Raw genomic sequence first — 19,819 nt, 5'->3', positions numbered from 1 at the left:
TCTCCCGTCTCAGGCCGCCACCGTCGCCAACGCCGACATGAGGCAGCGGCGCGCCAGTTCCACCTTGAAACCGTTCTGACTCTGCGGTCGCGCATCACGCACGGCGGCATGCGCCGCTGCAGCAAACGTCGTGGCGGCAGCCGGTTTGCCCTGGAGCGCCGCTTCCGCCTCCGGCGAACGCCATGGCCGCGTGCCCACGCCGCCCAGCGCCACGCGTGCGTGGCTGATCACGCCGCCATCCATGCCCAGCACCACGGCCGCCGACGCCAGCGCAAATTCGTACGACGCGCGATCGCGCAGTTTGAGGTAATGCGAACGCACGCCCGGCGCGGGTGCGGGCAACAGCACATGGGTGATGAGGTCGCCGGGAAGCATTACGGTTTCGCGCTCGGGTGTTTCACCGGGCAACAGGAAGAAATCGGCGATGGGCACCTGCCTTTCGCCCTTCGCGCCGCGAATCACGATGGTCGCTTCAAGCGCGGTGAGCGCGACATTCATGTCCGAAGGATTGGTCGCGATGCAGTGCTCGCTGGTGCCGAGAATCGCCAGACCGCGGTTGTAGCCTTCGCGCGCGGAACATCCGCTGCCCGGCGAGCGCTTGTTGCATGGCATGTGGGTATCGCGGAAGTACACGCACCGCGTGCGCTGCAGCAGATTGCCGCCGGTGGTGGCCATGTTGCGCAACTGCCCGGACGCGCCCGATAGCAGGGCTTCGGAAAGCACGGGATAACCGCTCACCACCTCGGGGTGCCGCGCGAGATCGGCGTTGCGCACCAGCGCACCGATGCGCAGCCCGCCATCGGGAAGTCGCTCCACCTGCGCCAACGGCAGATGGTTGATATCCACGACCTGGGCAGGCCGTTCGACATCGAGCTTCATCAGGTCGATGAGGGTGGTGCCGCCCGCCACGAAGCGGACTTCCGCGCCCTGCTGCGCCGTGGTGGCGCGGGAGCCGGCCTTGATGGCGGAAGCCGTGTCGTTGGCGCGCATGAAGGCAAACGGCTCCATCACGCACCTCCGCTTTTGCGCGCCTGCTGGATCGCGGCGAGAATGTTTGGGTACGCGCCGCAGCGGCAGATATTGCCGCTCATGGCTTCGCGCACCTCGGCGTCGGTCGCGCCCCAGGGTTCCTTCAGCATGCCGACCGCGGACATGATCTGCCCCGACGTGCAATAACCGCACTGGTAACCGTCATGGTCGAGGAACGCCTGCTGCATGGCGTGCAGTTTGCCCGGTTGCCCCAGGCCCTCGATGGTGGTGATCTCATCGCCTTCGTGCATCGCCAGCAGGCTCAGGCAGGCATTCACCCGCCGGCCATTCACCAGCACCGTGCAGGCACCGCACTGCCCGTGATCGCATCCTTTCTTGGTGCCCGTGAGTTGCAGGTGCTCGCGCAGCCCATCCAGCAGCGACGTGCGTGGATCAACACGCAGCGTCTGTGCGTGCCCGTTGACCTTCAGGTGCACGGTGACCTGATATTCGTGGCCATCGACCAGCTGTGCGGCAGCCCCGGCAACCGCCGCTTGCGTGCTCAGCGGCAACCCAAGGCCGGACGCCGCGCCGGCCATCCCGCAGAACTGCAGGAAGGTGCGCCGTCCCGGCTGGAACATCCCGTGCCCGGAAAAGGGCGAGGGAACCTGCTTCTCTTCGGCCATGGCGCGCTCCCGCTGGCAGGCGCGGCCGCAATGAAGTCCTTGTCGCAACGCGGCGTGACGCCTTGTGAGGCGTGCGAGGATGCCACCGGAAAAATCAGCGTCGCGTGAGGTCCGCGTGCAGGACCATGCGCTTGCTTCACGTGAGGGCCGCGATCAGGCCCTGCCCTGCTCCACCAGCGTCAGGGCGACCTTGTCACGCAGGTAGACGGGCAACGCATGCTCCGGCGCCAACGTGCGGCCTTCGGCGAATTCGCGCGCAGCCAGTTCGGCCACGTGGCGAGCCTGCGGATAGCACACGCCTTGCGCACTGTGCAGGATGCCGGTGAGATGCACGCCGATGACGTCGGCGTAGGTACCCCAGCCCGTGCCCACGACATGCCAGCCCGGCTGCTCCGGCAGCACCAGCGACGCCGGCGTGCATACGCGTTCGGCATCCAGGGCGATCAGGCCGCCGTTGTCATCGCGGCGATAGCTGGCGGCGTAGATCTCGCCCATGCGTGCGTCGATCACGGCGAGGATGGCCGCATCGTCCTCCGGCGCCTCCAGCGCCAGCGCGGCGAGCGAGGACACGGTGATTACCGGCACGTCCAGCGCCAGCGCCATGCCCTGCGCCAGCGAAATGCCCAGGCGAACGCCGGTGAAAGCGCCTGGTCCGCGCCCGACGGCGATGGCATCCAGCGCGTGCCGGCCCAGGCCCGCTTCCGCCAGTAGGGCGTCGGCCATCGGCAGCACCAGTTCGGCATGGCGGCGCGGTGCTATTTCGCTGCGCGCAATCACCTCGTCGCCGTGGATGAGGGCGACGGAGCAGGCTTCGGTTGAGGTTTCGAGGGCAAGCAGGTTCATGACTGCACCATGGTAGCGGCAAGCGTGGCCGCGGACACCTCATGGTTTGTCGCCGCATCCGCCGCTGCGCGGGCCTTGCGGCGACAAACCATGGCCAAGGCATGGCAAAGGCGGGCCATCGATCCATTACCTCCCGGGTAATCGCCTGTGCGCGGGGCCGGCCGCAAAGTGGACCCAAACCCAATGACGAGGAGAACCACCATGACCACCCACGCCCACGCACTGGCCGAGCGCTACATCGCCAGCTGGAACGAGACCGACGCACTGCGCCGCCGCAGCTTGGTCGAAGATGTCTACAACGAGCACGCCCGTTACACCGACCCGATGGTCGACGCCAGCGGCTGGCCCGCCATTGAGGCGACCATCGTGGCCGTGCAGGGCATGTTCCCCGGTCATCGTTTCTCGCTTGCCGGACCGGTCGACGCGCACCACGACACGCTGCGTTTCCACTGGCACCTGGCAGCACCCGGCGCGGACGAACCGCTGGTGATCGGCTTCGACGTGGCATCACTGGAAGACGGCCGCATCCGTCAGGTGTTCGGCTTCCTCGACAAGGTGCCGCAAGCGGCATGAACCGCGCGGGGCGGCGGCGCGTGGGAAGATGGCGCCGCCCCACGCCTGGAGTCTGCATGAGCACGGTTGCCCAGCGTTCGACACCGCCGCGCCCGATCGGCGACCTGCTGCGCGAGTGGCGGCGCCATCGACGCCTCAGTCAGCTGGATCTTGCCAGCGGCGCGGAGATTTCCACGCGGCACCTGAGCTTCATGGAATCGGGTCGCGCACAGCCGAGTCGCGACATGATCGTGAAACTCGCCGAATACCTGGAAATTCCCCTGCGCGAGCGCAACCAGTTGCTGATGGCGGCGGGTTTCGCGCCGGTCTATCGCGAGCGAGGCATGGCCGATCCTGCGCTTGCCTCGGTACGCGACACGATGCGCCTGCTGCTGCAGGGACTCGAACCGTATCCGGCGCTGGTGGTGGATCGTCATTGGCAACTGGTCGACAGCAATCGCGCCACGCAGCGACTGCTCGCCGGTCTCGATCCGCAGTGGTTGCGGCCGCCCATCAATGTGCTGCGGCTGAGCCTTCATCCGTCGGGCCTGGCGCCTTTCATCCGCAACCTGCCGGCGTGGCGCGCACATCTGCTCGAACGCCTGCGATGCCAGATCGACGCCACGCAAGACCCCGAGCTGGCCGAGTTGTTGCGCGAGCTGCGCAGCTATCCCGGCGGGGAAGCAACACACACGGCGTCACCGGACGCGATCGCCGTTCCGATGGAACTGGCCGTAGGTGACGTCGTGCTCTCGATGCTCAGCACGACGACGGTGTTCGGCACGCCGATGGATGTGACGCTGGCCGAACTCGCGCTGGAAGCGTTCGTGCCCGCCGACGAGGCGACGGCACGGCAGCTACGCGAGATGGCCGAAAGCGAGCGCTAGCCCGCGACAGGCGGCTGCCACAATTCGATACGCGTGCCTTCCGGGTCCATGATCCAGCCGAAGCGACCGTACTCGCTGTCCTCGACGCGGTCGTCCACCTGCACGCCCGCAGCGCGCAGCTGAGCCAGCAGCGCATCGAGGTCATCGACGCGGTAGTTGATCATGTAGGGCTGCGTGCTGGGCGCGAAGTAGGTGGTGTCTTCGGCAAACGGGCACCACGCGGTATAGCCGGCGCGCTGCTCGTCTTCGTCGAAGCGGGTGCCACCCCATCCCTCGATCGACAGACCCAGGTGCGTGGCGTACCAGCTCGCCAACGCCTTGGGATCGCGTGCCTTGAAGAAGATGCCGCCCAGTCCAATGACCTTGGCCATGTCCCTGCTCTCCGGATCGATTGCGCCGCCCGGCATGGTGACGCCGGCCGCAGCAGACGTCCACTGGCCATGTGGCCGGCCTCAGGTCGGCGGCGGATCGTCACCGAAAAACGCCTGCACGTCCGCCAGCGAACGCGTGCGCGGCATCGCCGGCAGGCTATGGAGGAACAGCCGTCCATAACCCTTGGTGGTCAGACGCGGATCGCACAGCACCAGCACGCCGCGATCGTGCACATCGCGAATCAGCCGTCCGGCACCCTGCTTCAAGGCGATGACCGCGCTGGGCACCTGCCAGCCCATGAAGGGATTGATGCCGGCATGCTCCAGTGCCTCCAGGCGTGCCTGCAGCACGGGATCATCGGGTGAGGCGAACGGCAGCTTGTCGATCACCACCACGCTCAGCGCCTCGCCCGCAACGTCCACGCCCTCCCAGAAACTCGCCGCGCCAAGCAACACGCCATGGCCGCTGGCACGGAATTCTTCCAACAAGCGATGACGCGGTGCCGTGCCCTGCACGAACAGTGGCCAGGGCACGCGTTCACGCAACAGGTCTGCTGCTCGGCGCAGCGCACGATGTGAGGTGAACAGCAGGAAGGCACGGCCATGCGAGGCGTGCAACACCGGCAGCACGGCGTCGAGCACGCGGTCGGTGTAATCGCGCGCGGAGGGATCAGGCAAGCCTTCAGGCAAATAGCACAGCGCCTGCTTCGCGTAGTCGAAGGGACTGTCGACATGGAGCGTCTGCGGATCTTCCAGGCCGAGCTGGCGCGCGAAATGATCGAAGCTGCCCGCCACCGACAGCGTGGCCGAGGTGTGTATCCACGCCGCCTGTGTCTGCTCGCGCATGGCACGCAGGGGCGCAGCGAGATCGAGCGGCGTGGCATGCAGTGCAAAGCCGCGCGGAAACAACTCGAACCAGCGCACGTCGCGTTCGCTCTCGCGTTCGGCGATGCGGTCCAGGCACTCGCTCAAATGCGCTGCGCGTTCGTGCGCGTTGGCAAAACCGCGCGAACGCTCCGCCTGCGAGGCGAGCACGTCGGTGAGCGCGGCCAGTACCTCGCGCGTGTCATGCAACGACGCGTTGACGGCATCGCTGGCTTCCAGCAGATGGAACGGCCCGCGCTCGGGCAACGGATCCATCGCCAGGCGCAGGTTGCGCACAGCGTCGTTGAGCGCTTCCACCGGCTCCAGCACCAGGCCGATAGCGCCGGTGACGCCGTTGCATTCGTGCAAGCTGTCCTGCGCCAGCTCGGTCAACTGCCGCGCACTGATGCTCTGGGAAAAGAACTGGCCGGCGAGCTCCGGAATCTGGTGTGCCTCGTCGAGGATGAAAGCGTGCGCGCCCGGCAAAATTTCTCCGAAGCCTTCCTGCTTCAAGGCAAGGTCGGCAAACAGCAGGTGATGGTTGACCACCACCAGATCCGCTTCCTGCGCCTCGCGGCGTGCCTTCACCACGTGGCAGTCGTCGTAGAACGGGCATTCCACGCCGAGGCAGTTTTCCGGCGTGGAAGTGACGCGCGGCCACATCGGTGATTCTTCCGGCACTTCGGCCAGTTCCATGCGGTCGCCGCGACGCGTCCTGGCCGACCACGCGCGGATCGCGGCGAGCTGCGAGGCCTGCGCACGATCGAAGGTGGCGCCTTCGCGCACGGTCTGGTCCAGGCGATACAGGCACAGGTAGTTGGAGCGCCCCTTGAGCAGCGCGGTCTTCAGCCGCGTATCCAGCACCGAGCGCACGCGCGGGAGATCGCGGAAATAGAGCTGGTCCTGCAGCGCCTTGGTGCCGGTGGACACGATCACGCGTTCGCCCGACAACAGCGCGGGCACGAGATAGGCGAAGGTCTTGCCGGTGCCGGTGCCGGCTTCGGCAATCAACGTCTCTCGTTCGCCGATGGCGTGCTGCACCGCACGCGCCATTGCCTGCTGGGCCGCGCGCGGAGCGAAATTGGGCAGCTCGCGGGCGAACGGGCCTTCCGTGCCGAGCAGCGCGGCAACGTCCTCGTGATCGATCATCAGGCAAGTATGGCCGAGCTTCGCCGTCGCCGCGAATGCCCTAGACTGGTGATGGCCCCATGCGGAGCATCGCCATGTCCTCGCCCATCCACGGCATCGGCCAGATAGCCATCACGGTCAGTGACGTCGACACCGCGCTGTCGTTCTATCGCGACATCCTGGAACTGCCTTTCCTGTTCCGCCCTGCACCGAACCTCGCATTCCTCGATGCCAACGGCGTGCGCCTGATGCTGTCCACGCCGCAGGGCGCCGGCAGTGTCGGTGGCAATTCGATCCTTTATTTCCGCGTGGACGACATCCAGGAAAGCTTCGCCGCCCTGCTCAACCGCGGCGCCATGGGCGAGCATGAGCCCCGCGCCACCGCCGAACTTTCCGACCACACGCTGTGGCTGGCCTTCCTGCGCGATCCGGACGGCAACCTGGTGGGGTTGATGGAAGAGCGCCGGCGCTGACGCCATCGGCCAAATCTCGAGGCGGCCTTTGTAGGAGCGCACCCAGTGCGCGAAAAGCCCGTCCCTTAGGGATGGTGCAGATCGCAGATGCAAGTTTCTTTGACTACCACGAAAGCCCAAAACCGCACGGCACCCGGACGCCGCAATCGCGTACTGGGCGCGCCCCTTGTAGGAGCACACCCAGTGCGCGAGAGCATCCCTCAAGGGCAAATCCTGGAGAGCCCGTGCCATTGCATCCGGGCTTCCGCAAAAACCTTCATTGCGTTTACGCCAACCTCTGCGGCCGCGCACAGCGTGCGCTCCCACCACACGAGACCAGGCGGAACGCTATGGTGGCTCAATAACGCTGCAGGCCTTCCACGTGGCATGAGGTCAGCGATTTGGTGGCCGTCGCTGCGCCTGCTTCGTCGCCCGCGCGCTGGCGCAGTTCGACAATGGTCTGCCAGTTGCGTGCGCACAGCGGCCCCAGCTTCGGGCCCAGCTCCCACGAACGATGCGCAAGCTGTTCGGCGCGCGGGTAATCCTTCTGATGGATGGCCAGTTCGGCGCGATCCTGCAGCAGGTCCGGCGAATCGGGGCTGATCTTCAGCGCCTGGTCGAGCTTGGTGGCTGCAGCGTCGTACTTGCCGGTGCGCAGGTCGCCATCGGCAGCGTCCTGCAGCGCGGCCACGCCCGGGTCGCGCAGCGGGTTCACGTCGATGGCCGACTTTTCCTTGTCGCCCGCAGCGCGAATGGTGGCCAGCATCTGGTCATCGGACACCGTGGGACGCGTGGCCTGGGCCGCGGGCACGCTGGGCTGACTGCACGCGGCCAGCAGGGCAACGGCCAGCGAAGCGGGAACGGCGATGAGTCGAAGGGGGCGACGGGACATGGTCAATCTCGAACGGGTGCGGAGGAGGCCGGCGCGGGAGAGGCATCACCGCCGCCGAAAATATTGCCGACGTGCTGCCAGAAGCAGCCTTCAGCGTCCTGCCCAAGTGTACCGGCGACCACCGGCAATTGCCGCGCCCCCTCGCAGCCCTCTTCCGAACGCTTGCCGTCGGCGGTGTTGATCCAGGCCATTTCCAGGCCGTCGCCCGGCGCCGCCGACAGCGGGCGGGTGGGCAGTTTCTTGAACAGCTCCTGCCAGGCGCGCAGGCTGCCGGTGGCACCGTACAGGCCGCTCGGCTTGTTGTCGTCGCGACCCATCCAGAACAGCGCCAGATGATCGCCGGTGAAGCCGGCGAACCAGCTGTCACGCATGTCGTTGCTGGTGCCGGTCTTGCCGGCGGCATTGAGGTAGGCGAGGCCCGAGCTGCCGATCGACGCCGCCGTGCCGGTGCGCGCCACCTGCTGCATCGCCCATGTCACCAGGCGCACCGCGGGCTGGTATTCACCCGCTCCGGTCTTCACTTCATAACGCTTGATGGTCTGGCCCTTGTTGTCGACCACGCCGCGCACCGCCAGCAGCGGCAGCGCGTGTCCGTCCGCGGCAATGTACTGGTAGAGCTGCGCAGCCTGCAGCGGCGACATATCCTCAGCGCCGATCAGCAGCGACGGGCTGGGGTTGACGTCGGTGAGGCCGAACGATTCCAGGAATGCCTTGATGCGCGGCACGCCCACGGTCATGCCGAGATTAATCGTCGCCAGGTTCCACGAGTGCACCAGGCCATCGACCATCGGCACGGAACCGTGCACATCGCCTTCATCGTTCTTGGGCGTCCAGAAGCTGCCATCGGGCTGGCGCATGCTGATCGGCGAATCCTCCACCGGACTGCCGAGATTCCAGCGCTCCGGATTGGCCAGCGCCACCAGATAGACCAGCGGCTTCATCAGCGAGCCAATCGGGCGACGCGCATCGATGGCGCGGTTGAAGCCCTGGTCGCCCGGCGTCTTGCTGCCGACGATGGCCAGCACCGCGCCGGTCTTGGCCTCGGTCACCACGGCCGCAGCCTGCGCCGCCTCGCCACGCTTGCCGAGATTGCCGGCGGTGCTGGTGATGGCCTGCTCGGCATACAGCTGCGCGGCGGGATCGAGCGTGGTGAACACGCTGAGGTTGCCGTTGGACAGCGAGTCGTCGTCGAAATCGCTGGTGATCTGAGCGCGCACCAGCTGCATGAAGGCCGGGAAGCGATTGTGCGGCAACTGGCCGTTGCTGACGATGCCCAGCGGCGCGGACTTGTACGCAGCCGCCTGGTCCGGGCCGATCAGCCCCGTTTCGACGAACTGGTCGAGCACCAGGTTGCGGCGCGACAGTGCGCGATCAGGGTAACGGCGTGGGTCGTAGTAGCTCGGCCCCTTCACCATGCCGATCAGCAATGCCATTTCCTGCGGCTTGAGATCTTCCACGCGCCGGCCGAAGTAGAACTCCGACGCGGCGGCAAAACCGTGCACGGCCTGGCTGCCCTGCTGTCCCAGGAAGACCTCGTTGACGTAGGCCTCCAGGATGCGGCTCTTGTCGTAGTGCGCCTCGATCAGGATAGACATCAGCGCTTCGTTGAACTTGCGCGTGAAATTCTGCTCGCGATCCAGGAACAGGTTGCGCACCAGCTGTTGGGTGAGCGTGGAACCGCCCTGCACGGTGTGGCCCGCGCGCAGGTTGGCGAAGGAAGCACGCAGGATGGCCGTGAGATCGATGCCGAAGTGATGCTTGAAGTCGCGATCCTCGACCGCCTGCAGGCCGTTCAGCAACAGCGGCGGCACATCGGCCAGCCGCACGATGCGGCGCTCCTCCTGCTGCGAGCCGTACAGGGTGGCGATACGCGCCGGATCGAGATGCGTGATCTCCAGCGATTTACCGGTGGCCAGGTCCTTCACGCCGACCACCTGAGCCTTGCCCAAGGCGATGCGCACATGCTTGGGTACTTCGCCGCCATCGGGGCCGGCATAACCGCGCGAGGCGATGTTGTAGCTGCTGCCTTCCTTGGCCCAGGTGCCGGCCACCTGGCCGTGTCTGTCGTTGCTGTAGCCGGCGAAGGTCAGCTCCAGCTCCAGCGCCGCCGACGTCATCGGCGTACCCGCCGAAAGCGGCAGCGGGCGCGCATAGACGCGGGTGGGCACCGCGAAGACGAGGTCGTTGAAGCGATCCTGCACGCGCTTGTTCAGCACCAGCGTGTAGGGCAGCACGAAGCCGAACAGCAGACCCATGCAGATCCAGAACGGAATGCGCACCCAGGGCCAGACAGCGCTGGCGAACGAACGAAGGCGGGTCAAGAAGGCCAAAGAGGGAGAATCCTGAACAGGAAGGAGGCCCGGCGATCATAGGGCCTGTTAACCGGCGGGCATCTGAACGCAGGCCGCGGTTTGTGGCTGTCTGCGGGCACTTGGCGGGCGGCCGCAAGACCTGTAGGGGCGCTGAAACATCGCTATGCAGGAGCGCACCCAGTGCGCGACAGGCCTATCCCCCGGAGCACCACGGGCGGGGCAGTCGCCGGAGTAGACCAACGGCAAAGCGACCGGTTGGCGACGCCGCACGGCAATCGCGCACTGGGTGCGCTCCTACGGAAGATCTACTCAGCCCCAGCAGGCGGCATCCGGACGGAACGGCCGTGGCGAGATCCCCAGCAGACGCTCCAACTCAGTGTTGTCGGCCACCAGATTGGCCTCCAGGCGGGCCAGCGGGCCGCGCAGGCGCGGCACCGCGTGACGCCCGAGGCGCAGGGCAGTTGTCGGGATCGGCACCGGCAGCGTCGTCACCGGCAGGCTGCGCCGCACGCGCGCGAACATTTCGCCCGCTGTGATGCGCTCGCCGCCGCCCAGCGGAAAAATGCGGCCCGCCGCTTCGGGGTGATCCAGCGCGGCCACGACCGCCGCGGCAATGTCGTCCGCGTGCACCGGTTGGCGCAACCCACGACCCGCCGGCAGCGGAAACACCCGCAGTCGCATCGCACGCCGCGCGATCGGCGTGAGGCTCTTGTCCAGGCCCGCGCCATAGATCAGTGTCGGGCGGAAGATGGACCACAAGGCGCCCTGGCGCTCGCACACCGCGGCCAGCGCGTTTTCGCCATCACGCAGCGACTGGGAGAGCGCGCGTTCGGCAGGGACGTCCGAATCCTGCTTGGACTCCGCGCTCATCGAACTGGTGGCGATCACTCGCGTGCCCGGTGAAAGCGTCACGCTGGACAGCCATGTCGCAAACGAAAGCAGCGGACCGAAGCTGATGACGGCAAGCGGACGCCCGACATCGGGCACCTCGTCGGGCAACGTGCCCTGCATCCAGCTCAGGCCCGGCTGGGCCGGTCGGGGTTGGCGACTGAGTGCCATGACGGTTTCGCCACGGTCGCGCAGGCGCGGAAGGAGGAAGCGGCCTATCTGGCTGCTGGCGCCGAACACCAGGATGGTCATCGGTGAGCCTCAGCCGCCCGACTGCAGGCGGGCCATCAGCGTGGCCAGGCGCGGGTTGCCTGGTGCCAATTTGCGCGCGCTGTCCAGCGACTGCGCGGCGCCGCCGCGATCGCCGCTCTGCAGCTGCTGCTCGGCCTGATCCATCCAGGCACTGGCGAGCCGCTGGCGAAGTTCGTTCTGGCCCGTGCCACCGGGCGACAGGTCATTGAGATCGGCCAGGCGATTGGCGGCCGCGGAAAGATTGCCGCTCGCCAGTGCCTGGTTGAACTGGCCGATGGCAAGGTTGGGCAGGCTTTCCAGGCCACGGCGCGCCGCCTCGTTGTTGCCGTCCACCGCGAGCGCCTGCCGGTAGAGGTCATAGGCGCTCTCGCCCGGCGGAAGCATCAGCTTGCCCTGGTGCGCGGCACTGTCGGCGCGCTGGATGGTGCGGGCCAGCTCCGCGCTTTGCTGCGGGGTCAGCGCGGGATGCTGCAGGTTCTCGGCCTGGTCCTCGGCAATGTCGCTGGCTACCTGTGCCGCCGCCGAGGTCTTGCGCGTATCGCCCATGCGCGCGCGCGCCGCCGCCAGCTCTGCCGAGCGTGGTGCCAGCGTCGCGGCCTGGTCCAGCAGCTGACGCGCATGCGCGGCATCGCCGCCATCGAGCGCGGCATTGGCCTGCACGATCAGCGCCTGCGCCACCTGGCCCAGTCCCGTCTTCGCGTCGGCATTGTTGGGGTCGACGGCCAGTGCGGCCTTGAAGCGCGACAACGCGGTGTCGTCGCCTTCGCCAACGATGCGTCCTGCCCGCAGCGCCTCCTGGCCCTGCTTCACCAGATCGTCCACCTGCCCATTGCTTTGCTGGTCGGCCTGAACCAATGCAGCGCGCAGCGACGGCAGCTCGCCGTAACTGGGCAGCAGTGCGGCGACCTTGTCCACCAGCGCGGACGCCGTTGCACGATCGCCGGCATCGAGCGCCTTGCGTGCCTGCCCGGCCAGCGCATCGGCCACTTTGTCCAGTCCGTGCAGCGCGACGGCGTTGGTGGGATCGGCCGCCAGCACCCGACGATAGAGCGCGCCCGCGCCATCCTCGCCATCGAGCTTGCCGGCATCCAGCGCCTGCTGTGCCTGTTCAACCAGATGATCGGCATGTACCGAACCGTTGCGCGCCGTCGCCAGGGCCTGGGTCAGGCGATCGACATCGCTGCCACCACCCAGCAGTTCGCGTGCTGCAGACGCGGCCTGATCCGCCTCATCCAGTTTGCCCGCCTGCAAGGCGGCGTCAGCACGTGCGACCTCGGCCTGCCCGACGCGACGCAGGCCATCGCGGGCACGATCGTTGTCAGGTTGCAGCGCCCGTGCGGCTTCGAACAGCTCGCGCGCACTGCTGCCGTCATTGCCGTCCAGACGTCCTTCCTGCAATGCGGTTTCGGCGCGGCCGAGCACGCCATCGAGTTCGGTGCTGGGCACGAGGCCGCGCAGGCGATCCTGCCCCAGCCACAACGCCGTGCAGACGCCGATCACCACCAGCAACGCGATCGGCACCAGCCAGCCGCGACGGCGAGGCCGGACGGCGTGCGGGCGCGACGTCGCCGCGCGGCGCATCTCCGGGTCCAGCGTGAACCTGGGCAGCCCGTCGTCGGCCGGCTGTTTCGGCGGCGGACCATCGAGATTGTCGAGGTTGCCCAGGGTGGGCTCGGTGCGGCCGGTCCCGTGGTCGTGCTGGTCTTTGCGTCCGTTCATGGGTATGGAGGATGGCCTCTAACGCAGGCAGCTTAGCATCGCGCCAGCCGCCGGCCCGTCTTCCGGCGAGCGACGTTCAGCCGGCGCTGACGCGGCGGGCGTCCACCACGTTGGGGAGTGCCACCAGGCGTGACAGCAGGGTGGAGAGTTGTTCGAAATCGCGCACGCGCAAGGTGAAACGCATCTCCACCTCGCCGGTGCGGCTGAACACGCGGCTGGACGAAGCAATGATGTGTGTGCCGGCGTTGCTGATCAGGCTGGTGACATCCTTCTGCAAGCCCTTGCGGTCGTAGCCGTGGAGCTCGATGTCGACTTCGTAGGCCTGCGCGGAAGCCTTGCCCCATTCCACGTCGATGACCCGGTCCGGGTCGCGCCGCGCCAGCCTCGCCAGGCTGATGCAGTCGGCGCGATGCACCGACACGCCACGCCCCTTGGTGACGAAACCGCGAACGGAGTCGCCGGGCAGCGGCTGGCAGCAGCGCGCCAGTGTGGTCAGCAGGTTGCCCACGCCTTCGATGCTCAGCGCACTGTGGTCGCGCGGTTGAGGTCGCGGCGGCGTGGCGGCCGTGGACGGCAATGCCGCGGGAGGCGCGGCCGCTTCCTGCAGCACGCGAGCGATCTGGCCCGGCGCGATCTCGCCCAGCGCCAGCGCCACCAGCAGTTCGTCGTGCGTCTTCAGATGGAAATGCGCGGGCAGCTTGCCGAGGTCGGCCTGCGGCAGTGCGAGCCGGCGGATTTCCTTTTCGAAGATCGTGCGGCCCGCCGCAAGGTTGGCATCGTGCGCGATGCGCCGGAACCACGCGCGCACCTTTTCCTTCGCGCGCGAGGTGTGCAGATAGCCATGGTGCGGCGACAGCCAGTCACGGCTGGGCTCGGCCACCTTGGCGGTCAGCACTTCCACGCGATCGCCACTGCTCGGCAGGAAGGTAAGCGGCACGATGCGGCCATTCACCTTGGCGCCGCGGCAGCGATGCCCGACCTCCGTGTGCACGTGATAGGCAAAATCGAGCACGGTGGCGCCATGCGGAAGATCGACCACCTCGCCCTTGGGCGTGAGCACGTAGACGCGATCTTCCAGCAGTTCGGTGTGCAGCTCCGCCGCCAGATCGCCCTCGCTGTCCGGACGCGGCTCCAGCAACCGGCGCATCCAGGCGATCTTCGCCTCGAACTCGCTGTCGCCCGTGCCGCCTTCCTTGTAACGCCAGTGCGCCGCCACGCCGAGCTCGTTGGTGCGATGCATCTCGTGCGTGCGGATTTGCACTTCCAGCGTCTTGCCGCGTGGCCCGATCACCGCCGTATGCAACGATCGGTAATCGTTGCCCTTGGGCCGGGCGATGTAATCGTCGAATTCACCGGGCAGGTGCGGCCACAGCGTATGCACCACGCCGAGCGCGCCATAGCAGTCGGCCACGCTGTCGACCAGCACGCGTACCGCGCGGATGTCGTAGAGATCGGAAAACTCCAGCGACTTGCGCTGCATCTTTTTCCAGATCGAATAGATGTGCTTCGGCCGACCCGCCAGTTCCGCGCGGATGCCGGCGGCCTCCAGCGCGAGATGCAACGCCTCCAGCGATTCGCGGATGAATTCCTCGCGATCGACCCGGCGCTCGTCCAGCAACTTGGCGATGCGCTTGTAAGTGTCTGGCTGCAGGTAGCGGAAGCTCAGGTCTTCGAGCTCCCACTTGAGCTGCCAGATGCCCAGGCGATTGGCCAGCGGTGCGTGGATATCGCGCGTGAGGCGCGCCAGCGGCTGCCGCTCGTCATCGGTCCACGTGCTGGCCGTGCGCATGTGCGCCAGCTGGCGCGCGAGCAGGATGAACACCACGCGCAGATCGCGGATGATCGCCAGCAACAGGCGACGAAGGCCTTCCGCACCGTGATCGGCGCCGTGCTGCGCATGCAGTGCCCACACCCGTTCGGCAGCAAGCTGCCCGCCGACGAGACGCTGAAGTTCTGCGGGCAGCGCCGATTCGTGTTTCGCCCACGACGCAGGATCGATGCGCGCCATTTCGAACCATAGCGCCGCGGCCTGCGTCTGCGCATCGCAGCCGAGCATGGCGAGCAGGTCCAGCACGTCGGTGCATTCCGCCTGATTCACCGGCAGCGGCGCGCACGCATCCAGCGCCTCGCCCAGCATGGGCGGGACGCTGCCAGCATGTTCGCGCCACGCGGCGAGGCCCGGGCGGGTGGAAAGGGCGGCTTGGACCATGGCGTCATTCTAGTCCACGCAGCCTTGTGCCCGCCCTTCGCATGAACCGGCGGTTCATGCCGTGTATGCTGCGCCAGCGATGTTTCCCCACCGTTCGAGGAGAGTCTCATGCGTCTGGCACGCCTGCTCCCGCTGTCGTTGAGTGTCGCCCTAGCCATCCCTGCCCTGGCCTTGGCGGCCGATCAGTACGTGCCGCTGCAACAACGCATGACGCCGGAAGAGTTCAAGGCAGCCGGCCTGGACAAGCTTTCCGCGGACGAACTGAAGAATCTCGACACCTGGCTCAGCGGCCACGGCAAGGTCGTCACCAAAATGGTCGACGCGGGCGGCAAGCCGGTCTTCTATCCCGACAGCGAGAAGCGCACGGCGGTGGAGGCCAAACTGAAGGGCTCGTTCGAGGGCTTCAGCGGCCACGGGCAATACGAGCTGGACAACGGCCAGACCTGGAAGCAGGCCGACGCGACCTCGCATGCCTGCCCGCAGATCGACAATCCCAAGGTCAAGATCAAGCCGTCCCTGTTCGGCAACTGGCTCATGTACGTCGAAGATTGCAACGACTCGGTGAGCGTCAAGCGCGTCCACTGACCCGTGCCGGCGCGGACCCTCAGCCCAGCGCCTCGAGTGCCCGCGTCAGCCGCTTTGCCGACACCGGTTCGGCCGTCTTCAGCTCCTGCGCGAACAGCGACACGCGCCACTCTTCGATCAACCAGCGCAACTCGTCGAGTCCCTCGGCACCCGCGGAACGGTGCTTGAGGTAGTCGCGCCAGAAGGGCAGCACCTGCAGCATGCGCTGCTGATCCTTGGCCGGGTCCTGGCGCAAGCGCTCGGCACGCAGGCGCATGGCCTTCAGGTAGCGCGGATAGTGCGCCAGCCTTGAATTGGGCAGTTCCCGCAGAAACCCTTGCGTGAGCAGTGCATCGAGCTGTTCGCGCAGGTCGTCGTAGCTGGCGCGTGCGAAACCCATCAGGGGGGGCTGCAACCAGGGCTTCATGTCGGCCTGTGCCTCGATGATCGGCTCGGCCAGCTTCAGGCGCTCGACAGCGGCACCGAACAGCTCACGCGACATCTGCGTATGCAGCCCCTGGAACGTGCCCGCCGTGCGCACGTTGAGATCATGGCGCCCGAGCAGGTCATTGAAGCCGCCTTCCACCAGATCCTCGCGCAGACCGTCGACGCCACCGAGCGGGGCATATTTCAACGCAAGCGGATTGGCGATCGGCAAGCGGCGACGCGCCTGCTTCATATCACTGGCAAGCGCGTTTCGCAGCAATCGCACCACGCCCTGCTCGTGCGCCTCGCGCGCTTCATCGCTGCGTTCGAACACGCGCAAGGCCACCGCGTCGCCCAGGTCCACCAATGCCGGGAACGCCATCAGGCCACCGGCTGAGCGCACTTGCGCAGGGATCTCCTCGAAATCCCAGCTGGCGATGTCTTCCCGCGTGAGTTCGATGTCGGTCTTGCGAGAGAACGCTTCGCGCGCCTGGCTCTCCCACTGCGCACGAATGGCGGCGAGATCGCGCCCCGTCGCAAGCGTCTTGCCGTTCTCGTCATGCAGGCGATAGCGCATGCGGAAATGCGCGGGCAGTTCCACCGCATCGAAATCCGCTGCCGCCACGTCCACGCCGGTGGCGCGCTTGAGGAATGCAGCGAGCGCCTTGTGCAGCGATTCGTCGCGCGGCGCTTCCGCTTCCGCGAAAGCGCGCGCGAAATCCGGTGCGGGAACAAAATTGCGGCGCAGCGCCTTGGGCAGGCCACGGATCAGCTCGGCGATCTTTTCCGCCAGCAGGCCAGGCACCAGCCATTCGCAACGCGCCGCCGGCAAGGCATTCAACATCGCCAGGGGCAGGTGCAAGGTCACGCCATCGGCGTCATCGCCGGGCACGAAGCGGTATTCGAGGCGATAACGCTGGGGTTGAATATCCAAAGTGGCAGGGAACGCGCGGGGATCGAGCCCGGCGCCGCCGCTCATCACATCGTCCAGCGACCAGCGCAGCGCCGCCTGTTCGGCGGGTCGTGCCTTGCGGTACCACGCATCGAGCGCACGACTGTCCGCGATGTCCTGCGGCAGCTTGCCTTCGAAGAAGCCGACCAGTTCGTCCTCGGAACGCAGCAGGCCTTCGCGGCGCTGCTTGGCCTCGATGCCACGCGCGTCCTCAAGCACGCGCTGGTTGGCGCGGATAAAGTCCGCGCGCGCATCGATGTCGCAACGGACCAGCGCCTCGCGCACGAAAATTTCGTGGGCCAGTGCCCCGTCCTGCTTCTGGAAGGTCACCGGACGCCGTTCGACCAGGGTCAGGCCGAACAGGCTGACCTGCTCGTACGCCACCACGTGGCCGCGCTTGCGCGACCAGTGTGGGTCGCGACACGCCGAACGCAGCAGGTGCGAGGCCTGCTGTTCGATCCATAGCGGTTCGACGCGGGCGCACGCCATGCCCCATACGCGACCACCGACATCGAGAATCTGCGCGGCGAAGATCCAGTTCGGTGGCACCTTCGACAGCGAGGAACCCGGGAACACCTGGAAGCGACGCTCGCGCGTGCTGCGGTAGATACCCTTTTCGTCCTTGTGGCCCACCTGCGTGGGCAGGCCCGCGAGCAGGCTGCGGTGGATGGCTTCGTACTGGCGAGCGACTTCGTCCTCGCTTCCCGCTGGGGACGTCGCATGGGTGAGCCCCCCATGCGGGTGCTCGCCGGAGAACTCCCTATCGCGTTTTTTCTCGACAGCAACCGCCTTGGACTTTGGAGCGCCTCGCGAGGTTGGACCCTTGCCCCCTTTGGGGAGCTCACCCCGCCCCTCTCCCGCAAGGGGAGAGGGAGTAACGGCATCGAGCTTCCAACCCAACTCCTGCACCACCAGCAACAGCTGTCGGTGCAGCTCGCGCCACTCGCGCATGCGCATGAAGCTCAAGAAATGGCGCGAACACCAGTCGCGGAGTTTCGATTGCGTGAGGTCCTCGTGCGCCTTGCCGTAGTCGCGCCACAGATTGAGCACGCCGACGAAATCGGACTTTGGATCGGCAAACGCCGCATGTGCCGCATCGGCCTGCTGGCGCGCGTCGGCCGGTCGCTCGCGCGGATCCTGGATGCTGAGGAAGGACACCACCGCCAGCACTTCACGAAGGCTGTGCAGCTTCTCCGCTTCCACCAGCATGCGCGCCAGCTGCACGTCGATCGGCAACCGGGCCACCAGGCGGCCGATTGGCGTGAGGTGGCGGGCATCGTCGATGGCCGAAATCTCTGCGAGGCGCCGGTAACCGTCCGCCACCACGCGCGGATCGGGCGCTTCGAGGAACGGGAATTCGTCCACCTCGCCCAACTGCAGCGACAACATGCGCAGGATCACGTTGGCCAGAGAAGAACGCAGCAGCTCCGGATCGGTATACGCCGCGCGGCTTTCGTAGTCGGCTTCGTCGTAGAGGCGATAACAGGTGCCCGGCCCCACGCGACCGCAACGGCCCTTGCGCTGGTCAGCGGCGGCGCGCGAAATCGGTTCCACATGCAGGCGTTCGAGCTGGCTGCGCTGGCTGTAGCGCTTGACGCGTGCCTGGCCAGAATCAATCACGTAACGGATGCGCGGCACCGTCAGCGAGGTTTCGGCCACGTTGGTGGCGAGCACCACGCGACGCTTGATGCCGGGCTTGAACACGCGATCCTGGTCGCCGGCGGAAAGACGCGCGTACAGCGGCAGCACTTCCGTTTCGCGGTACTGGCGGCGCGACAGCAACAGGTGCGCATCGCGGATCTCGCGCTCGCCCGGCAAAAAGATCAGCACGTCGCCGCGCGGGTCGTCGTGGGTGATCTCGTCCAGCACGGCGGCCACGTGCTCGACACCACCTTGCTGCAGATCGCCGGCTGCCGCTCCTGCGCGTCCTGCGCCCGCGGCACTCGGCCCTCCGTGGCCAGCGCGCTGCCCGCGCCGCGCAGCCACTTCGTCGACTGAGCGCCAGCGCACTTCCACCGGATAGGCACGCCCCTCCACCGACACGACGGGCGCGTTGCCGAAATGCTCGGCGAAGCGCTCGGTGTCGATGGTGGCCGAGGTGACGATGATCTTCAGCGACGGACGCTTCACCGCCAGCCGCTTGAGATAGCCCAGCAGGAAATCGATGTTGAGGCTGCGTTCGTGCGCCTCGTCGATGATGATGGTGTCGTAGCTACTCAGCCACGGATCACCCTGCGTTTCCGCCAGCAGGATGCCGTCGGTCATGAACTTGATCAGCGTGCGATCGGAAACCTGGTCGTTGAAACGCACCTGGAAACCCACCTGCTCGCCCAGCGGTGTAGCCAGCTCCTCGGCCACGCGGCGCGCCACCGAACGTGCCGCCAGGCGGCGTGGCTGGGTGCAGCCGATCATGCCCGCCTCGCCGCGCCCGGCGGCGAGGCACAGCTTGGGCAACTGGGTGGTCTTGCCCGAGCCGGTTTCGCCGGCGATCACCACGACCTGGTGCTTGCGGATCAGCTCGACAATCTCTTGGGCGCGCGCCGTGATGGGCAGCGATTCGTCCAGCGTGATGGCGGGCTTGGCCAGGACGCGAGCGTGGCGCTTTGCCGCGGAAGCCTCGACATCGGCGGCGAGCGCCGCCAGCTTCTTCTCGTCGAAGCGACGCGACAGCTCGCGCAAGCGGCCCTGCAGTCGGCCGTAGTCGCGGCTGGATACCGACTCGATCGCCTTGCGCAGTTCGCGCAGACGCGGATCGGTGGCGGAGGAAGGTGTGGTTGCCTGTGTCATCGGACCGCACATGATAGCTGGTGGCTATCAAAAGCATCGACAGGATTCATTTCCCCGCCCGCGGGC

General features: G+C 67.0%; 15 protein-coding genes. 4 read left to right on the top strand and 11 right to left on the bottom strand.

Translation table 11 applies throughout. The annotated features are described in order from the left end of the window. Window positions 1–9: 9 nt before the first annotated feature. The 3 genes from VFG49_RS18230 to tsaB all read right to left on the bottom strand — a co-directional run bounded on the left by VFG49_RS18230 (window position 10) and on the right by tsaB (window position 2,498). Complete coding sequence (locus tag VFG49_RS18230; RefSeq protein WP_324863219.1) at window positions 10–1,008, bottom strand: xanthine dehydrogenase family protein subunit M; 999 nt, start codon at window positions 1,006–1,008, stop codon at window positions 10–12. After that, window positions 1,008–1,568 carry a (2Fe-2S)-binding protein gene (locus VFG49_RS18225; protein ID WP_324863357.1) on the bottom strand — a complete coding sequence of 187 codons (561 nt, stop codon included), beginning with the start codon at window positions 1,566–1,568 and terminating at the stop codon, window positions 1,008–1,010. The genes VFG49_RS18230 and VFG49_RS18225 overlap by 1 nt, the downstream gene beginning before the upstream one ends. 240 nt (window positions 1,569–1,808) lie before the next feature. After that, window positions 1,809–2,498 carry a tRNA (adenosine(37)-N6)-threonylcarbamoyltransferase complex dimerization subunit type 1 TsaB gene (gene tsaB / locus VFG49_RS18220; RefSeq protein WP_324863217.1) on the bottom strand — a complete coding sequence of 230 codons (690 nt, stop codon included), beginning with the start codon at window positions 2,496–2,498 and terminating at the stop codon, window positions 1,809–1,811. A 201-nt stretch (window positions 2,499–2,699) separates the two neighbouring features. On the opposite strand from tsaB, the gene VFG49_RS18215 reads away from it, so the two are divergent. Both VFG49_RS18215 and VFG49_RS18210 read left to right on the top strand, forming a co-directional pair. Then, entirely contained in the window at window positions 2,700–3,071 is a 372-nt protein-coding gene (locus tag VFG49_RS18215; protein ID WP_324863215.1) for a nuclear transport factor 2 family protein, read from the top strand. A gap of 56 nt (window positions 3,072–3,127) precedes the next feature. Next, window positions 3,128–3,937, top strand: a complete 810-nt coding sequence (locus tag VFG49_RS18210) for a helix-turn-helix transcriptional regulator (RefSeq protein ID WP_324863213.1) — start codon at window positions 3,128–3,130, stop codon at window positions 3,935–3,937. On the opposite strand, the gene VFG49_RS18205 is transcribed toward VFG49_RS18210, so the two are convergent. Together VFG49_RS18205 and VFG49_RS18200 are read right to left on the bottom strand one after the other, a co-directional pair. After that, window positions 3,934–4,308, bottom strand: coding sequence for a VOC family protein (locus VFG49_RS18205; RefSeq protein ID WP_324863211.1), 375 nt, complete (start codon window positions 4,306–4,308; stop codon window positions 3,934–3,936). The genes VFG49_RS18210 and VFG49_RS18205 overlap by 4 nt on opposite strands. A gap of 81 nt (window positions 4,309–4,389) precedes the next feature. Beyond that, window positions 4,390–6,321, bottom strand: coding sequence for an ATP-dependent DNA helicase (locus VFG49_RS18200; protein ID WP_324863208.1), 1,932 nt, complete (start codon window positions 6,319–6,321; stop codon window positions 4,390–4,392). 74 nt (window positions 6,322–6,395) lie between these two features. Between VFG49_RS18200 and VFG49_RS18195 the strand changes: the two genes are divergently transcribed. Continuing rightward, window positions 6,396–6,773 (top strand): VOC family protein, encoded by a 378-nt coding sequence (locus VFG49_RS18195; protein ID WP_324863206.1) that lies wholly within the window; start codon window positions 6,396–6,398, stop codon window positions 6,771–6,773. Between the two features lie 337 nt (window positions 6,774–7,110). Here VFG49_RS18195 and VFG49_RS18190 read toward each other — a convergent pair whose 3' ends face one another. The 5 genes from VFG49_RS18190 to VFG49_RS18170 all read right to left on the bottom strand — a co-directional run bounded on the left by VFG49_RS18190 (window position 7,111) and on the right by VFG49_RS18170 (window position 15,024). Next, complete coding sequence (locus VFG49_RS18190; RefSeq protein WP_414649182.1) at window positions 7,111–7,644, bottom strand: tetratricopeptide repeat protein; 534 nt, start codon at window positions 7,642–7,644, stop codon at window positions 7,111–7,113. A 2-nt stretch (window positions 7,645–7,646) separates the two neighbouring features. Then, the gene (gene mrcB / locus VFG49_RS18185) at window positions 7,647–9,974 is read right to left on the bottom strand and encodes a penicillin-binding protein 1B (RefSeq protein ID WP_324863202.1); all 2,328 of its coding nucleotides are present in this window, start codon (window positions 9,972–9,974) and stop codon (window positions 7,647–7,649) included. Between the two features lie 291 nt (window positions 9,975–10,265). After that, window positions 10,266–11,096 carry an SDR family oxidoreductase gene (locus VFG49_RS18180; protein ID WP_324863200.1) on the bottom strand — a complete coding sequence of 277 codons (831 nt, stop codon included), beginning with the start codon at window positions 11,094–11,096 and terminating at the stop codon, window positions 10,266–10,268. A 9-nt stretch (window positions 11,097–11,105) separates the two neighbouring features. Further along, on the bottom strand, window positions 11,106–12,815 hold the full coding sequence (locus VFG49_RS18175; RefSeq protein ID WP_324863198.1) for a hypothetical protein: 1,710 nt from the start codon (window positions 12,813–12,815) through the stop codon (window positions 11,106–11,108). 76 nt (window positions 12,816–12,891) lie between these two features. Then, complete coding sequence (locus VFG49_RS18170) at window positions 12,892–15,024, bottom strand: bifunctional (p)ppGpp synthetase/guanosine-3',5'-bis(diphosphate) 3'-pyrophosphohydrolase (protein WP_324863196.1); 2,133 nt, start codon at window positions 15,022–15,024, stop codon at window positions 12,892–12,894. Window positions 15,025–15,132: 108 nt separating this feature from the next. Here VFG49_RS18170 and VFG49_RS18165 point away from each other — a divergent pair, with 108 nt between their 5' ends. Continuing rightward, complete coding sequence (locus VFG49_RS18165; RefSeq protein ID WP_324863194.1) at window positions 15,133–15,609, top strand: hypothetical protein; 477 nt, start codon at window positions 15,133–15,135, stop codon at window positions 15,607–15,609. 19 nt (window positions 15,610–15,628) lie between these two features. Here VFG49_RS18165 and hrpA read toward each other — a convergent pair whose 3' ends face one another. After that, window positions 15,629–19,753: an ATP-dependent RNA helicase HrpA gene (gene hrpA, locus VFG49_RS18160; RefSeq protein ID WP_324863192.1), complete on the bottom strand. Its 4,125-nt coding sequence runs from the start codon at window positions 19,751–19,753 to the stop codon at window positions 15,629–15,631. Between the last annotated feature and the right edge of the window lie 66 nt (window positions 19,754–19,819).

The sequence above is a fragment of the Dyella sp. genome (assembly GCF_035685885.1).
Classification (GTDB): domain Bacteria; phylum Pseudomonadota; class Gammaproteobacteria; order Xanthomonadales; family Rhodanobacteraceae; genus Dyella.
The sequence above is the reverse complement of the archived record's forward strand: the minus strand, read 5'-3'. Positions and strand labels throughout refer to the sequence as shown.

What these genes read in the sequence shown, in the direction of transcription:
- VFG49_RS18230 (WP_324863219.1), bottom strand. Translation starts at nt 1,008, where the DNA reads ATGGAGCCGTTTGCCTTCATGCGCGCCAACGACACGGCTTCCGCCATC.
- VFG49_RS18195 (WP_324863206.1), top strand. Translation starts at nt 6,396, where the DNA reads ATGTCCTCGCCCATCCACGGCATCGGCCAGATAGCCATCACGGTCAGT.
- VFG49_RS18200 (WP_324863208.1), bottom strand. Translation starts at nt 6,321, where the DNA reads ATGATCGATCACGAGGACGTTGCCGCGCTGCTCGGCACGGAAGGCCCG.
- VFG49_RS18190 (WP_414649182.1), bottom strand. Translation starts at nt 7,644, where the DNA reads ATGTCCCGTCGCCCCCTTCGACTCATCGCCGTTCCCGCTTCGCTGGCC.
- VFG49_RS18205 (WP_324863211.1), bottom strand. Translation starts at nt 4,308, where the DNA reads ATGGCCAAGGTCATTGGACTGGGCGGCATCTTCTTCAAGGCACGCGAT.
- VFG49_RS18165 (WP_324863194.1), top strand. Translation starts at nt 15,133, where the DNA reads ATGCGTCTGGCACGCCTGCTCCCGCTGTCGTTGAGTGTCGCCCTAGCC.
- VFG49_RS18210 (WP_324863213.1), top strand. Translation starts at nt 3,128, where the DNA reads ATGAGCACGGTTGCCCAGCGTTCGACACCGCCGCGCCCGATCGGCGAC.
- VFG49_RS18225 (WP_324863357.1), bottom strand. Translation starts at nt 1,568, where the DNA reads ATGGCCGGCGCGGCGTCCGGCCTTGGGTTGCCGCTGAGCACGCAAGCG.
- VFG49_RS18175 (WP_324863198.1), bottom strand. Translation starts at nt 12,815, where the DNA reads ATGAACGGACGCAAAGACCAGCACGACCACGGGACCGGCCGCACCGAG.
- VFG49_RS18180 (WP_324863200.1), bottom strand. Translation starts at nt 11,096, where the DNA reads ATGACCATCCTGGTGTTCGGCGCCAGCAGCCAGATAGGCCGCTTCCTC.
- tsaB (WP_324863217.1), bottom strand. Translation starts at nt 2,498, where the DNA reads ATGAACCTGCTTGCCCTCGAAACCTCAACCGAAGCCTGCTCCGTCGCC.
- VFG49_RS18170 (WP_324863196.1), bottom strand. Translation starts at nt 15,024, where the DNA reads ATGGTCCAAGCCGCCCTTTCCACCCGCCCGGGCCTCGCCGCGTGGCGC.
- VFG49_RS18215 (WP_324863215.1), top strand. Translation starts at nt 2,700, where the DNA reads ATGACCACCCACGCCCACGCACTGGCCGAGCGCTACATCGCCAGCTGG.
- hrpA (WP_324863192.1), bottom strand. Translation starts at nt 19,753, where the DNA reads ATGACACAGGCAACCACACCTTCCTCCGCCACCGATCCGCGTCTGCGC.